This is a genomic window from Herbaspirillum sp. 1130 (assembly GCF_017833835.1).
GTDB classification, from domain to species: domain Bacteria; phylum Pseudomonadota; class Gammaproteobacteria; order Burkholderiales; family Burkholderiaceae_D; genus Herbaspirillum; species Herbaspirillum huttiense.
In genome coordinates this window covers 617771-632834 of the sequence record NZ_JAFICQ010000002.1, presented here as the reverse complement: position 1 = coordinate 632834, position 15064 = coordinate 617771, and the positions used below count along the sequence as shown (strand labels likewise).

Genomic DNA, 15064 nt, shown 5'->3' with positions numbered 1-15064 from the left:
CCTCTTCGAAAGAAGGGCGGGTTTTTTGTTTGCACAACTTTAGACTCAGCTAAGGACCCGCCTTTGTCCGGCGGCTCGATGCAGGGAACAAACCTCTCCATCCCGGTTTCGCAGTTTAATGAATGCGTCGCCAGGTTTTTGTCAGTTTTATCCGCACCACTTCGCCGCAGCCATGTTCCACGAAGATGTCTGGGGATCGAACAACGCGTATCGAATATTCGCTTCGCCCAGCGCTGCGTGATATCTCAAACGTGTCATTCTCACGCGCCCTCATTTCCCTAAAGTACTTTGTCATATAGGTAATGCGATATTCGTTTCGCGTGCCCTTAGGGTCATGGAGCTTATTGTTGTAATAGACAAAGCGAAATTTTCTCTTCTCTCCGGCCTCGTCTACGCAATAAATCCATGCGTCGGGATTTTTAGTACCAGGGTCAAGATACGGTAAAAACTCCAGCAATTCAGCTTCGGATTTTGGTATCAGAATCCCGCCTTGATGCCCACCTGTTGCTCCAACGTCGTTGGCACTTAAAATTTTACTGAATGATTTCTTTGTCATATTTTTTGGGGTGAAATATCAAGAGCTCGTTTAGTGTCAACTTTATCCCTTATCGAAATAGGGATACTTTCATTTGCAAGATCATTCTTCCACATTGATCGTTCAACCATAACAGACTCCACTGTGTCCACGTAGAAGAGGCGATAAACAGTCACAGGTTGGGTCTGCCCCCTTCTATGAGCCCTAGCACTCGCTTGAGATTCAAGAGCAGGATTCCACACAGGAGTAAAGTGTATTACCACGGTTGCAGCCGTAATATTCAGACCAGCGCCCGCCGCCTTAGGATTTAAAACAAGACATCCCGGTCCGTCATATGCAGCAAACTCATCAATTATTTCTTGCCGACGTGACTGCGCAGTTGAACCGTTAATCGCGCCCCAATAAGCGAGGCCGCTTTTACAAGCCTCAAAAAGTAAGTCCCCTATCTTGTTGAACAGAGAAAATACAATAACTTTTTTCCCGTTTACAAACGCTTCACGGATAAGTTGTACTGCGCGCTCCATCTTTGAATTCATCAAAGGAAATTCTTTCAGAGGAGAAATCTCAGCATCCTCCCCTTCGGGATCACTTTGTACCGATGTGCGAAGCCAAGGATGCGCGCACACCAGTTGTAATTGAAGCGTCGCAACCAACGCACCAGCAACGGGATAACGAGCCATAGTTTCGGCCCTTACCTGCATGTAGTGCTCTACGAGTGCATTATCGAGCTCCAAAGGCACATCAACATCAATGCGATCCGGGAGATCTCCCGCAACATCAACCACCCTACGTTTAAGTATTATCGGATCACAAAGTTGGCCAATGATCCGAGCTGATTCCATGCTATCCGGATAATTCAACTCAAACTCCTGCCGGCTCCCCAGAAGACCGGGAATAGCAAAATCGACCAGAGACCATAAATCAAGGAGGCCGTTCTCAACAGGAGTGCCTGTCATGGGAATGGTACGGAGACGGGGTATACATGCAACAGCTTTGCGTCGACCTGAGTCAGGGTTCTTGATTGCTTGAGCCTCGTCGCAAATTACCCAAGACCATTCAAACGAAGAAAATATCGCGATATCGTTAACCATCGTGTCGTATGTTGTGACTACTACGCTCGAAGTCTGCAACCCACGATAAGTCCCCGTCCTTTCCGATCCACGATGGACAGCAACTGTCAAATCAGGAGCGAATCGGAGAAGCTCTCTCTGCCAATTTGCTATTAAACTGGTCGGGCAAATTATCAACGCCGGCGAAGCGCTTTCAGGCGGCTCCATCATTAACAACGCTATGATCTGAAGAGTTTTCCCAAGCCCCATTTCGTCAGCAAGAACCAAGCCGCCGGTGTGTGAAATTGTCTCCCACATCCAACGAACTCCTCGAGCCTGATATGGAAAAAGCTTCGCTTTTAGATTTGGTATATCACTCGTATCACTAAAGTCATCAGCCGCAACCTTTCCTGCTTTACGAAAATTCTCGCTTCCTAAAACCTCGATCTCCACCGGGGCCTGCCGCATCAATCGCACGGCGTCCGGATAACGCAAACTTTGCGGATCTAATCCATCGAAGATATCAGCAAAAATGGAAGTTGCATCACGTGGCAGAGGACGAATAGTCGTTCCGTCGAGAACCCATGAGTGGCGATTACTTGGCGCAAAATAAACTTGCCGCTCTCCCCTCAGCAGACGGGTGCCAGCAATCTTCGCGACGATATTTCTTCCGTCTTTGTCGAGAATAATTATCGGATCAACAATACGGGCTGAGATGGAAAATCCTGTCGGTACGCTCTTACATAGCTCGTCGAAATCTTCCGGGAAGCTAATGGAATCAAACATCGCAGGACCCCATGATCTCTGCCAGCTCTTCAAGACTGTATGGGATCGGCTTGCGAGTATGCACCGCACGATGACAAGCCGGACAAAGTGGAACCAGATCGATACGGGGATCGTATGGGCGCGGCTCAAGCAAATTCGACAGAGGTTCAAGATGATGGACCTCGATTATTGCACCTGCCTCGCGATACTTCCTCCGCGGCTCCAATCCGCAAGCGATGCATTTCTCACCATGTATCCGGAGACAGAGAAGGCGATTACGAGGATTCCTCTCTCGCCGTCTTACCACCGTTTTGAGGACCGCTCCCTCAAAAGCAGCCGCATCTGCATTGTCACGATCCTCAATGACGTCATATCCAATCAATTCAGCCATCGCAGCCATTAGGGGAACAATTACCTCATGACACGTCGACACCAGAGCTGCGTCATCGTGTGGCTGCTCCCGATCGCGTATGGTGGCCCGGATCCGAAATGAACCGTCAGAAACACTCCATTGCTCGAAGGACTGTCCCGGAATCTCAATGGCGATGTCGGCACGAATAGACGAAACCAACGCGCGTGCCAGCTGCACGTCTTCCGGCGCAGCTTTCAGAATCTGCGCAATAACGTCACCAGAGAAATTCCCGAAGAATAAGTTTATTTGATGCCCCTTCAAGCCGTACGGACGCAACTCAGCCACTGGCCCATGCCGCTCGTCCAAGTCTGCAAACCAGACTCGCAGCCCTCTTCGAAGCCCCCCATCGACTTCGGCTGCAGCGAACTCTGCTCCCGTCCCTTCTAAGAGCTCTTTGAGAATTAAATCGCGGCGATCCGCGATCAAATTACGCTTCGTCATCATCAGAAATTTCGCCAGGCTCCACGTCTGGAATATTCCGTAAAAGCTTTCTGAGGTTATTAGATATTTCGGACCGAATATCTTCGAAAATCGGCTCTAGTTCAGCGTTGGTATTATTTTGCTCGGCGACCGCAAAGGCCCATAACAGTATGTCCATTCCATCAACAGCATAACCATTTGCTGCGGCACGCTTGTATATCTTAAGATAAAAATCGTGATGCTTATTAAGCAGGACGCCCGGAACATATCCACTATCACCAGCGCTTCGCAAAGCCGGCTGCCAAAGCTCCCCCGTCCGAATGCTATCGACCGCTTCGACATAGACTGTCTCCTCGCTGACATTACTCTGAACAGGGGTCTTAATCTTAATTTTTGCCCCGAGATTATTGGATACCACTGCCGACTGTGTCTTCGGATCAACCGAATCTATCCGGGGAGCATCAGCACCACTAGTGTCTGCGATATTTTTGTTCGCACTAGTATGATCAATAGACTTCGTATTGACCTGCTCGCGGTTTTTCCTGCGGTAACGATGCCCGGCTTCCCGATAAATGGGCTGCAGCAACTCGTTTAGTACATCAGCGAGTTCCGGATGGAATAGAATCCTCGACTTCTTCACATCAATCCGAAATGCATCATCCAGCTTGTGCCCAAAATCGAATTCGATACGCAGCAGAGAGTAGTGGGGCTCCGGAACCCCAAACACGTCCATCCAACCACCGTCTTGAATCAATCGCCCCTCACGATAGACGTAAAAGCCCTGTGCTCGATTTGAGATACGTGCGTAGGCCTTCTCCTCATCCTTGGTCATGTCGCTACGGTGCGGAAGTATCCAAGCCTTTATTCGAGCCAGATCCGTCGATCCATCTGGCAGCTCGATTTCTAAGACTTGCTTTTGCTCTGCCAAAACTTGCTCCGAACGAGCCGGATAAAAAGGGTTCCATGGCTCAACAGGCACCCCATTTATAAAAATGCTGATATCTGACTCACGTTTATCGCCTTTATCCAAAAACCGATGAAACACAAGCGAGAAGTGCTTCGCCAAATTTTCGGCGAGCCTGTTGATCGCTGCCTTCTCTTGAGCGCCGCCAGGCTCATAATCCTTAGTCAAAATACGATCGCAGTTTTCCCATATAACCAAAGTACCTTTCGCTCCGCACAACTCGTCAAACGTTTCACGCTCATCTTCTGTGACAGGCTCATGAAGCATTTCCCAGCGCTCTTTGGTAGCAACGTGTTCCAAGTCCCAAGCGAGCTTGGCAAGCTCATCGCCTTCGTTTTTTCTTGAAACAAGTGTGTACTTGAGACATACCGAGCTGGAAGCTGTTTTTAGTCCAAGACCGAATTTCCCTAAGCTTTCTGGATTGTCTCGTTCTGGTGCTCCGTACCTCATAGCGCGCCATACACCGTCAGCATCCATCCCCCGGCCATTGTCACCAAAATAGACAATTTTTCGCCCATCAGGTCGCAATACAATATCCAGATTTATCTGGTCAGCCCCAGCCGCGATTGAGTTATCGACAATATCTGCCGCGGCTGTTCTAACGTTATAACCGGTATCGCGCAGACCAAAAATCAGCCGCTTAGCATCAGGTTCATTGACAAGATCATCGTTCATTCAACAGGTCCCCCGGGATGATAAAAGGAAGGAGGCAATACGTTGCCCCATAAAACTCCTATTATCTTATTGTCACGTAAATTAGTGAACTTGTCTGAGAGTGAAACTCTTTAAAAAAAGAAATTCGGCAGCAATACAAAGCTACATCCCTACTCTGGAAAGAATCTAGCCCCGCATATTCTTCGGATATCCACCACATCCGCCGACGTTGAATAAGATCGTTATAGGGGGCAAGAAATCATTTTCCATAGCGAATGTCATCTTCTAAGCTCCAATTCGCTTCTTTCACTAAGCAACCATTCTTCAAGCAGATCTACAGCTGTTTGGGCATTGCTCCCTCTTCCTTTGAGGGCACATTCCCAAACTACCGCGACCCTCCACCCACCTCCAAGTAATTCGGCCATAAATTTCAAGTCGTTAGCCTTATTACGCTCAATTTTACTAATCCAGAAATCTGTATTAGTGGCAGGAGTTTTGAACATTGGGCAGTTGTGTCCATGCCAAAAACAGCCGTGAATGAAAATTACTGAGCGATATTTCGGAAGAACTAAGTCGGGAGAGCCTGGCAGGTCACGAGCGTGCAACCGATAACGAAATCCGCGCGCATGGATGGCACGACGAACAATTAATTCCGGTCTTGTATCTTTAGGTCTGACAGCCCGCATGTTCTTCGAACGTATCTCGGGCTTATGAACGTCAACCATTTCTACGCCACTTTTTGGCTCGGCATAACAGCCTTACATTTTCCTTCGACGATTCTAGATCTCATCATCTTAGCTACCGCAGCAAAAACGGGAACAACCACGGAATTTCCGAATTGCCGATATGCTTGGGTATCCGAAACAGGGATGCGAAATGCAGCACCGTTTGGCTTGTCGTATCCCATCAAACGGGCACACTCTCTCGGCGTTAAGCGGCGCGGACGGTTCTTTTGATTTTCGGGCGCGCTTAAAGGCAACCTGGGATCAAACCCTCTATCTACAAGTATTTCCGATCCGTCTTTATGATATCTGGCAGAAAGAGTCCGTGTGATTGAAGACTTGTTGACGAGACCGTATCCAAAACCATTTCCCTTTTCCTTATGCTTAATGGAATAATTAAACAGATATTCCCAAAGCTTCGGAGTAAGAATATATTTTTCATCGACTTCAGGCTCGAGAATATCGCCGAGCGCTGTGCTCTTCTTCGGATAAAACTTCGAGATATCAGCAAGGCTAAACCCGTCATGTACTCCGAGATCTTTACGGAAGCCAACTAAAACAATGCGCTCTCTGTGTTGAGGAACGAAATATTTGCCATCAATAATCTTAGGGTCACTTGTACCCGAATGAGCAACATCTGAGATCCAATAGCCAAGCTCTTCCAAGGTTTCAATAATGACCTTAAACGTTCTACCCCGGTCGTGACTCTTCAAATTTTTGACGTTCTCAAGCACAAAAGCTACTGGCTTTTTCACTGCAATGATCCGAGCAACGTCAAAGAACAAAGTGCCTTGCGTTTTACACTCGAACCCATGTTTCAAACCTAACGAATTTTTCTTCGAAACACCGGCAATTGAGAAGGGCTGGCAAGGAAAACCGGCGAGCAGAACATCATGATCCGGAACTACCTTATCGATGTGTTTGTATGCGATCTCCTCCGAAACGTTCTCATGGTGGCTCAGAGTCAATTCCCGGATGTCTTCGTTAAAAACGTGCGTCTCCGGATCAGCGTAGTGATTAGCCTTATATGTCTGAACCGAGTATTTGTTCCATTCGCTCGTAAGTACACAACGGCCACCGATTTCGTCAAAGCCGCGCCTTATACCTCCGATTCCGGCAAAAAGATCGATGAAATCAAACTCATAATTCGAATCGACTGAGGGCGGCTTAGGGAGCAGCTTCTCGAGTTCATTAAATTCGTGATGGCTTAATTTCGGCGACGCTTTGCCTTTCAGCCAGCGATTAACTGTTTCCCGGCACCAAGCCTTTGGTGAAATGTGATTGAGGTACTCGGCAACATATTTCTGATCGTAAATTTCAAGAACTTTGCGGAGTAATAGCAGGTCTTCAGCGCGAGCATCCATGTGAGATCTTAAAAAAGGAATAATCTAGTGACATAATATCACTCAAATGACCCAGCGAAAGCTACTAGTATGCCAGGAGAGTTTGAATGAAATGCATCCGTTCAACTAAGAACGAGTTGAAAAGAGCAAACGTGGCTTTTCACAAGAAATAGAAAAACTGCCTTATTCAGCTGTTCCAACCATTAAGGTCATAGTAATCATCTTTGCCAAGTGCCCACCGCTACGTGGACGCTTCATGCGTATGCGGATCCCTACGAAAAGCCCGCCGCTGAACTGCACCCCAAAGTTGGACACAAATCTGACCTTGGGAGTCTTTTTTTCATCGCGCAGCGTGTCCGCCACGGATCCACACTACGGAGAACTTCCCCCGACCAAGCACGAGAAGTGGAGCGCCCACCTTGCCACAACACCGACGGAGGTCCACTTCGCGCTTACTCGAATCCCCAAGAAGCTAATGCGAAATCGTTTGTTGGGCCGCTGAAGGTGCCTGCCTATACTGGGCTCCCGCTTCTCACCCCTCTGACCTTTCTTGCAAACGGGCCCTCCATGACTGCTTTCCCCTCGATCACCAAACGCTGGATACCCAAACTCACCGCATTGCTGGCAGGCCTGACCGTCGCCAGCACCGTGCTGGCCGCACCGCTGAAGATCGGCGTAGTCCCCGGCGTCTTCGCCGACTCCGTGGAAGTCGCCGCCAAGGAAGCCAGAAAACAAGGCCTGGATGTGCAAGTCATCGAATTCAGCGACTGGGCCACACCCAACATCGCGCTGGATGCCGGCGACATCGACCTGAACTACTACCAGAACAGCAATTACCTGGCCAATGCCGTGCGCAGCAAGGGATTCAAGCTGACCAGCGTGCAGGCTGGCATCCTCTCCTACCTGGGCCTGTACTCCAGCAAATACAACTCCCTGGCCGATCTGCCCAACGGCGCCAAGGTGGCCATCGCCAGCGATCCCGTCAACGTCGGCCGCGGCCTGCGCCTGCTGCAGCACGCCGGCCTGATCACGCTACGCCCTGACACCGGGCTGCTCGGCACCCAGGCCGACATCGTCTCCAATCCCAAGAAGCTGCAGTTCGTCGAGGTCGAGGGACCGCAACTGGTCCGCGTGACGCCCGATGTGGATCTGGCGCAGGGCTTCCCCTATTTCATCATCGCCTCCAAAGCCTTCGATGCGCACAAGGGACTGGCCTATACCAGCTACGAGGATGATTCCTGGGCCATCCAGTTCGTGGCCCGCAGCGACAAGACAAACGATCCGCGCATTGCCCAGTTCCTCACCATCTACAAAAATTCGGAAGCAGTGCGCAGCAGTATCCAGGCGTTCTATCTCAACGACCAGAAACTCTATCGCCTGGCCTGGCTGAAGAAGTAAGCCATCCTACGCAGTATCGTTACCTTTCATGGAAACGAGCGCGCGGTTGATATTCATCCTGGCAGTTGCAACTCAAGTACGCGCGCAAGCCCGGCAAGCCGAACAGTCGTCATCACGGTGACGGCTGTTCATTTCCAGCGTACCCTGCGCCGCACAGTCAGCGCATCAAACCTGCGAAGGATCTCCGCTCATGCCGCAGGGCAACGGCGAGCGCACAATCCTCACCAACACTCCTGCCTTGGCGGCAATGATGCGAAGGAGATGGACAATTTGCTTACATTCAAGCAGCTTTCACCAACATCTCAGCAATACCTGACGTTAGAATTTACCCCGCACGTGACCAGCAATTAAGCGGCCCGCTAACGGCCCTCATCACATCCGCGGGAGGAGATTCAATGCGGCAGTTCCACGCCATGCCAAAGCAGCGCATCCGTAATAATGCGCGCTGGCCCATCGTGGCTACAACCATCGCCGCATTGCCTGCACACCACGCCATGACGCCACGCAGCGTCTCGCCATCGGTCGCCCGCACCCCTCGCGCTGGCACGATGTCTGCATACCGCATCTGCATTGCGTTGCACGCACGCGCGAACTCCTGAGCAAGGCAACCCGCCACGCAAGAACATGAATTTGCTCTCCAAGAATTCCCTGGCAGTCCATCTGCTGCGCATCATCTTCGGCAGTTACTTTCTGGTGACGCTGATCGTGACCTGCCTGCAACTTGGCGCTGAATATGAGCACACGCAATCCGGTGTGGACAACGAATTGCGGGCCATGGACCTGACCTTCGGTGCCAGCCTGGCCAGCTCCACCTGGCGCTTCCAGGGGGACGTGCAAAAGGCCACCCTGCGCGGCATCAGCAACCTGCCCGTGGTCACCGGCGTGAAGATCGAAGACCCGCAAGGCAAGCTGGTGATGGCCCTGGGCAATATCATCGATCACGATGGCAAACAGATCCACGTCGACGCCGACGGCGCGCGCAGTGCCGTCAAGCCGGGCTTCTTCAATGCCGCCACCAGCCATCGCTTCCCGATTCTCTATCGCGATGAACACGGCGTCACCCACGACATCGGTGCCTGGACCGTCTATTCCAGCCGCCAGGTGGTGATCCGCAAGGTGGCCTACGGCTTTACGCTGATCCTCATCAACTCGGTCATCAAGACGCTGGTGCTGTGGTTCATCTTCCTCTACGTCTTCCACCGCTGGCTCGGACGGCCCATCACCCGGCTGTCGGACTTCGTGCGCGGGCAGGATCTGAACCAGCCCGATCACCCCGACAATCCGCAACGCATCCGGCTGCGAGGACGCACGCGCCATGAGCTGCACTTCCTGGCCGATGCCATCAACGCGATGCTGTCCAGCCTGCGCAAGCAGTCAGGCCAGAACCGCGCGCTCTACGCGCAACTGGAACAGGAAAAGGAATCCCTGCGCGCCCTCAACAAATCGCTGGAGCTGCGCATCGCCGAACGCACGCGTGATCTGGCGCAGGCCAACGAACGTCTGCGTTCACTCAGCCTCACCGATGGCCTCACCGGCATCGCCAACCGCCGCAGCTTCGACGAGACACTGGATCACGAATGGCGACGCAGCCTGCGCCACGCCAAGCCGCTGACGGTGGCCTTCATCGACGTCGACTGGTTCAAGCCCTACAACGATCATTACGGCCACGTGGCCGGGGATGCGGTCTTGCGCCAGGTAGCGCAGACACTGCAGCACACCATCGGCCGCGCCGGTGAAACCGTAGCGCGCTATGGCGGCGAAGAATTCGCGGTGATCCTCGCCGAGACCGATGGCCTCCAGGGCCAGCACATCCTGCAGCGCATGTGCGATGCCATCCATGCGCTGAACCTGCCGCATGCCGGATCCGCTCTGGGCCGCATTACCATCAGCGCCGGGGTGGCCTGGTGCATTCCGGCCCATCCCGACGCGCGGCTGGAATCCTTGCTGCAAGCGGCCGACCGGGCGCTCTATCAAGCCAAGACCGATGGCCGCAATCGTGTGTTGCTGGCACCGGCGTTGCCGCCATCGTCTTCCGCTGCCCCCATCTGAAAAGGAAGTCGCGCATGCCCCATCGTCATTGGCTCAAACCCCTCGCCCACTTGGTGTGCTGCGCGTGCATGGCGGCCATGCTGCCCATCGCGATGGCAGCCGACCAGATCACCTGGGGCAAATACAATGTGCCGCCCTACATGATTCGCAGCGGCGAATTCGCGCATCAGGGCATCTTCGATCTCACCCTCAACGTGCTGAAAAAGGAAATGCCCGGCTACGAGCACGTCGAACTGGAGGCCCCCTTCCCGCGCATCAACAGCGAGATCCGCAAGGGCAGTCACTGGTGCTTCAACGGCATGCTCAAGACCCCGGAGCGCGAACATTACGGCTACCTCTCGCTGCCGATGTCGATCTTCCTGCCACTGCGCATCATCGTGCGGCGTGATCGCGTGGAGGAATTCAGGCACCGGACCTCGCTGACGGGCTTGCTGCAAGACCCACGACTGACTACATCGGTGATGCGTGACCGCTCCTACAGCCCGACGGTGGACAAGCTGCTGGCCACCTATCCGCCGCGTGAAAATTATTCCGAACAGATGGAAGCGATCGGCATGCTGCTGGCCGGCCGCCTTGACTACATGGTTGAGCTACCGCTGCTGGCCTTCGACCAGGCGCGCGCCATGGGCCATGCCGGCGAACTGGTGGCGCTGCCGATGCAGGAGGCCAATGAAGTCGTCTTCAATCGCGTGATGTGCCCCCATAACGAATGGGGCCGGCAAGTGGTGGCGCAGGTCAACAAGGTCCTGCTGGCCGAACGCGCCAAGCCATCGTATCGCGCCATCGTCGAGAAATGGCACGATCCGGAGTCGGTGGCGGAAATCCGCAAGATCTATGACAAGGTGTTCCTGAAGATTCCCTGAGCGTCTTGCTCACTCGCGCAGGCCGCCCGCTTCCATCACATCCCAGCACGCGCCCATGGTGTGATAGTCGACCTTGCCGGCGGGCGACTTGGTGTCTTCCAGCTTGCTGCCATCGGCGGCCAGAATGCGGAACCAGGCCCCGTGATGATGATCGACCAGATGCGCCCAGCTCCACGCCCAGATGGCGTGATACTGCTGGCGGAAACGTTCTTCCCCGGTCACGCGCCACAAACGCCATGCACTGGCGAAGGATTCGGCCTGGACCCAGAAATATTTGTCGGTGTCATACGGCCGCAGGTCCGGATCGAAGCCGTAGATCAAACCGCCATACAGGGCATCCCAGCCATGCTGCCACGCCGCGTCCTGCAATTCGGCAGCACGCGTCACGTAGGCCGGGCGCGGCTCCTGTGCATGAGCGATCAGCAGCAGCTTGGCCCACTCGGTCTGGTGGCCGGTCTGGAAGCCCCAGGGCTTGAAGATGTTGTCGCGGTTGCCGCGGTTGTAGTCGTGATCCAGGGACCAGTCCTGACGATAATGCTCCCACACCAGATCCTGTGATTGCCGTGCCAATCCAAACACGAAGCGCTCGATCAGCAACTGCGCACGTTCCAGGTAGACCGCGCGCCCGGTGGCGACATGCGCAGCCAGGCAGGCTTCGCACATGTGCATGTTGGCGTTCTGGCCGCGATACGGAATCAACTCGCCGGAGGGCGTGATCTCGTCCGCATACGCTTCATGCGCAGGCTCAAAGAAAGCGCTCTCCATGCGTTCATACGCCTGCGCCACCTGCTGCGCATCACACAGGCCGACGCGGTGTGCCTGCGCGAATGCCAGCAGCACGAAGGCCTGGCCATAGGCCATCACGGTGCCGTCCTCGATCTGGCCATCGCGCAGGGTCCAGGCATACAGGCCGGCCAACGGCCCCTCCGCATGACGGAAGCGCTGCAGATGCGCCAGTGCATGGCGCGTCTGTTCCAGATAGCGTGATTGCCCGGTATGCAGATACGCCATGGACTGCGTGAAGACCAGCCGCGTCGCGCTGACCAGATGCCGATGGCTGCGCTCATAGACGCTGCCATCGTCCTTCAGGTAGTGAAAGAATCCGCCCTCGGGATCGATGGCATGGCGGTCGTAAAAGGCCAGCGTATCGGCCACATGCGCCTGCAGGAAGGCGCGGCTTTCGAGATCGGGAAGGGACATGCCGGCTCCGGATGGGGAAGAGAGTGTCATTGCGCGGCATCCTTCTGACGCCATTTGTCGAGGATCACGGCCAGCACGATGACCGCGCCCTTGGCCACATATTGCCAGAACGAGGACAGGCCGAGGATGGTCAGCCCGTTGTTCATCACGCCGATGATCAGTGCCCCTACCACCGTCCCCCAGATCGTGCCCACGCCCCCCATGAGGCTGGTACCGCCCAGCACCACGGCGGCAATCGCGTCCAGTTCATAGCCGCTGCCCCAGTTGCCGTTGGCGCCATACAGGCGGCTGGCCGACATGGCGCCGGCCAGGCCGGCGAACAGGCCGCTGATCGAATACACGAACAGCAGCACCAGTCCCACGCGGATGCCGGTCAGGCGCGCCGCCTGCAGGTTGCCGCCGATGGCGTAGATGTGCATGCCCAGCACCGTCTTGCGCAGGATCACCCAGGACAGCAGCACCACCGCGACCGCCACCCAGATCAGCCAGGGGACGTGCAGGAAATCGCCATTGCCTATCCATTCGAAACTGGGAATGTCATTGTTCAGCACCGTAGTGCCATCGGCCAGCAGATAGGCCGCCCCGCGGAAGGCCGTCATCGTGCCCAGCGTCACCACGAAGGCATTGATGTTGAGGAAGGCCACCATGGCCCCGTTGACCATGCCCATCAACAGCCCCGACACGATGAACATGGGAATCGACCAGCCCGGCGCGGCACTGAGCGATATCTGCATGCCCAGCACCGCCGACACTGCCAGCACGGAGCCGACCGACAGGTCGATGCCGGCGGTAAGGATGACGAAGGTCATGCCGGCCGCCAGTACCAGGTTGATGGCGACCTGGCGCAGGATGTTCATGGTGTTTTCGGCGGTGGCGAAGTTGGAACTGCCGTCGCCGCTGAGATAGATGGTGAGCGCATAGAACAGCAGATACAGCACCACCAGTACCGGCAACATGCCCAGCCGGTGCAGCAGCCATTGCGACGCCGTGGAAGAGGAACGCGCCGCAGCCGCGTTCTTGTGCAGAGGAGTTGGATGAGCCATGACTAGAAGGAATGAGAGGAAGGAGAAGAAGGCAAGCCCGAATGCGCCATGCCGTAAGCCGGAGCGGCCTGTCCATGCGCACCATGCATGCCCCCCGCATCGGTGGCCAGATGCATGATGGCTTCCTGGGTGATGGCCGCGCCGGCCAGTTCACCGGTGATGCTGCCCTCGCGCATGACCAGCACGCGGTCGCAGATGCCGATCACTTCCGGCAGCTCGCTGGAAATGACGACAACGGCCACGCCCTGTTCGGCCAGCTTGTGGACAAGTTGATAGATCTCGCTCTTGGCATAGATATCCACACCCCGCGTAGGCTCGTCCAGGATCAGAACCTTGGGTGCAATCTCCAGCCAGCGCGCCAGCAGGACCTTCTGCTGGTTGCCGCCGGAGAGCTTGCCCACCGCCACGCCGGGATGCGCGACCTTGACGTTGAGGCGCTGGATGGCGTCGCGCGCCACGCCATCCAGCGCGCCGCTGCGTACCAGTCCCAGCGTGCTGTGGCGGCCCGCCACGTTCATGGTGGCGTTGGCTCCCACGGCCATCTGCAGGAACAGGCCCTGGCCTTTGCGGTCTTCCGGCACGTAGGCGATGCCGGCGCGCATGGCGGCGCGCGGTTCATCGATCTGCACCGCCTGGCCATCCAGCAGCACGTGGCCGCCGCTGCGGGCATCGGCACCGAAAAGCAGGCGCGCCAGTTCGGTACGCCCGGCACCGACCAGCCCGGCAAAACCGAGCACTTCGCCGGCACGCACCGCGAAGCTGGCCGGCCTGACCTTGCCACCCGCCAGATCCTGCACCTGCAACACCACCGGCAAGACCGCCGCGCGTTCCGGGGCCATGCGGGTGTGCTGGTAGAACTCGCCCAGCGAGCGGCCCACCATCATCTGCACGATGCGCTCGGAATCGATCTCCTCGCGTGCCAGTTCACCCACGAAGCTGCCATCGCGCAGCACCGTCACGCGATCCGCCAGGGCATACACCTCCGCCATGCGATGGCTGATGTAGATGATGGCCAGGCCCTCATCGCGCAGGCGTTTCACCACGCCGAAGAGATGCTCGGTCTCCCGTTCGGAGAGCGCCGCCGTCGGTTCATCCATGATGACGATGCGGCTGCGGTGTACCAGGGCACGGGCGATTTCGACCTGCTGCTGTTCGGCGATGGAAAGACGTCCGGCCCGGTCCGAGGCACGGAAGCTGGCGCCCAATTGGCGGAGGACGGCATCGGTGCGAGCGCGCATGGCGGCGTGATCGATCAGCCCCCAGCGCGTGCGCAGTTCGCTGCCCATGAAGACATTGGCGGCCACGCTGATGTTGGGCGCGACCGCCAGTTCCTGGTAGATCAGGTTGATGCCGGCGGCGCGGCTGGCACCGGGGTCGCGCAGCGAGACCGGCTTGCCGTCCAGCAGGATCTGGCCGTCATCAGGCGCATGGACGCCGGAAAGCACTTTCATGAGCGTGCTCTTGCCGGCACCGTTCTCGCCCATGAGGGCGTGGATCTCGCCGGGGCGGATGGTCAGGTGCATGTCCGACAGCGCGCGCGTGGCCCCGAAGGACTTGCTGATGCCGGTCATCTGCAGAATGGGAGTGGAAGTCATGGCAATCAAGGAAAGCAGCCGCGGGGCGGCAAGCGCGTCCTGCAGCCGGAAG

General features: G+C 55.7%; 12 protein-coding genes. 3 read left to right on the top strand and 9 right to left on the bottom strand.

The features are described from left to right. Positions 1-115: 115 nt before the first annotated feature. The 6 genes from JOD78_RS11685 to dcm all read right to left on the bottom strand — a co-directional run bounded on the left by JOD78_RS11685 (position 116) and on the right by dcm (position 6885). On the bottom strand, positions 116-556 hold the full coding sequence (locus JOD78_RS11685) for an EcoRII N-terminal effector-binding domain-containing protein (RefSeq protein ID WP_209567996.1): 441 nt from the start codon (positions 554-556) through the stop codon (positions 116-118). Next, positions 553-2370 (bottom strand): DEAD/DEAH box helicase, encoded by a 1818-nt coding sequence (locus JOD78_RS11680; protein WP_209567998.1) that lies wholly within the window; start codon positions 2368-2370, stop codon positions 553-555. Before JOD78_RS11680 ends, JOD78_RS11685 begins: the two co-directional genes overlap by 4 nt. After that, on the bottom strand, positions 2363-3205 hold the full coding sequence (locus JOD78_RS11675; protein WP_209568001.1) for an HNH endonuclease: 843 nt from the start codon (positions 3203-3205) through the stop codon (positions 2363-2365). Before JOD78_RS11675 ends, JOD78_RS11680 begins: the two co-directional genes overlap by 8 nt. Further along, entirely contained in the window at positions 3189-4820 is a 1632-nt protein-coding gene (locus JOD78_RS11670) for an ATP-binding protein (protein WP_209568002.1), read from the bottom strand. Before JOD78_RS11670 ends, JOD78_RS11675 begins: the two co-directional genes overlap by 17 nt. Before the next feature lie 257 nt (positions 4821-5077). Further along, positions 5078-5524 (bottom strand): DNA mismatch endonuclease Vsr, encoded by a 447-nt coding sequence (gene vsr / locus JOD78_RS11665; protein ID WP_209568004.1) that lies wholly within the window; start codon positions 5522-5524, stop codon positions 5078-5080. Between the two features lie 2 nt (positions 5525-5526). Beyond that, positions 5527-6885: a DNA (cytosine-5-)-methyltransferase gene (dcm, locus tag JOD78_RS11660; RefSeq protein WP_209568006.1), complete on the bottom strand. Its 1359-nt coding sequence runs from the start codon at positions 6883-6885 to the stop codon at positions 5527-5529. A 546-nt stretch (positions 6886-7431) separates the two neighbouring features. Here dcm and JOD78_RS11655 point away from each other — a divergent pair. From JOD78_RS11655 to JOD78_RS11645, 3 genes are all read left to right on the top strand, one after another. Further along, on the top strand, positions 7432-8262 hold the full coding sequence (locus JOD78_RS11655; RefSeq protein WP_209568008.1) for a MetQ/NlpA family ABC transporter substrate-binding protein: 831 nt from the start codon (positions 7432-7434) through the stop codon (positions 8260-8262). Positions 8263-8886: 624 nt separating this feature from the next. After that, entirely contained in the window at positions 8887-10311 is a 1425-nt protein-coding gene (locus JOD78_RS11650) for a diguanylate cyclase (protein ID WP_209568010.1), read from the top strand. Between the two features lie 68 nt (positions 10312-10379). After that, positions 10380-11174 (top strand): TIGR02285 family protein, encoded by a 795-nt coding sequence (locus tag JOD78_RS11645; protein WP_245202123.1) that lies wholly within the window; start codon positions 10380-10382, stop codon positions 11172-11174. A gap of 9 nt (positions 11175-11183) precedes the next feature. Here the strand turns inward: JOD78_RS11645 and JOD78_RS11640 are convergent, their stop codons facing one another. Genes JOD78_RS11640 through JOD78_RS11630 form a run of 3 tightly spaced genes read right to left on the bottom strand, consistent with a single transcriptional unit; the run spans position 11184 to position 15012 of the window. Then, on the bottom strand, positions 11184-12374 hold the full coding sequence (locus JOD78_RS11640) for an AGE family epimerase/isomerase (RefSeq protein WP_209568014.1): 1191 nt from the start codon (positions 12372-12374) through the stop codon (positions 11184-11186). A 26-nt stretch (positions 12375-12400) separates the two neighbouring features. Continuing rightward, positions 12401-13417 carry a ribose ABC transporter permease gene (locus JOD78_RS11635; protein WP_034332147.1) on the bottom strand — a complete coding sequence of 339 codons (1017 nt, stop codon included), beginning with the start codon at positions 13415-13417 and terminating at the stop codon, positions 12401-12403. A gap of 2 nt (positions 13418-13419) precedes the next feature. Then, complete coding sequence (locus tag JOD78_RS11630; RefSeq protein ID WP_121037659.1) at positions 13420-15012, bottom strand: sugar ABC transporter ATP-binding protein; 1593 nt, start codon at positions 15010-15012, stop codon at positions 13420-13422. Positions 15013-15064 lie beyond the last annotated feature (52 nt).

What these genes read in the sequence shown, in the direction of transcription:
- JOD78_RS11685 (WP_209567996.1), bottom strand. Translation starts at nt 556, where the DNA reads ATGACAAAGAAATCATTCAGTAAAATTTTAAGTGCCAACGACGTTGGA.
- JOD78_RS11675 (WP_209568001.1), bottom strand. Translation starts at nt 3,205, where the DNA reads ATGATGACGAAGCGTAATTTGATCGCGGATCGCCGCGATTTAATTCTC.
- JOD78_RS11630 (WP_121037659.1), bottom strand. Translation starts at nt 15,012, where the DNA reads ATGACTTCCACTCCCATTCTGCAGATGACCGGCATCAGCAAGTCCTTC.
- JOD78_RS11680 (WP_209567998.1), bottom strand. Translation starts at nt 2,370, where the DNA reads ATGTTTGATTCCATTAGCTTCCCGGAAGATTTCGACGAGCTATGTAAG.
- JOD78_RS11635 (WP_034332147.1), bottom strand. Translation starts at nt 13,417, where the DNA reads ATGGCTCATCCAACTCCTCTGCACAAGAACGCGGCTGCGGCGCGTTCC.
- JOD78_RS11655 (WP_209568008.1), top strand. Translation starts at nt 7,432, where the DNA reads ATGACTGCTTTCCCCTCGATCACCAAACGCTGGATACCCAAACTCACC.
- dcm (WP_209568006.1), bottom strand. Translation starts at nt 6,885, where the DNA reads ATGGATGCTCGCGCTGAAGACCTGCTATTACTCCGCAAAGTTCTTGAA.
- vsr (WP_209568004.1), bottom strand. Translation starts at nt 5,524, where the DNA reads ATGGTTGACGTTCATAAGCCCGAGATACGTTCGAAGAACATGCGGGCT.
- JOD78_RS11645 (WP_245202123.1), top strand. Translation starts at nt 10,380, where the DNA reads ATGGCGGCCATGCTGCCCATCGCGATGGCAGCCGACCAGATCACCTGG.
- JOD78_RS11640 (WP_209568014.1), bottom strand. Translation starts at nt 12,374, where the DNA reads ATGTCCCTTCCCGATCTCGAAAGCCGCGCCTTCCTGCAGGCGCATGTG.
- JOD78_RS11650 (WP_209568010.1), top strand. Translation starts at nt 8,887, where the DNA reads ATGAATTTGCTCTCCAAGAATTCCCTGGCAGTCCATCTGCTGCGCATC.
- JOD78_RS11670 (WP_209568002.1), bottom strand. Translation starts at nt 4,820, where the DNA reads ATGAACGATGATCTTGTCAATGAACCTGATGCTAAGCGGCTGATTTTT.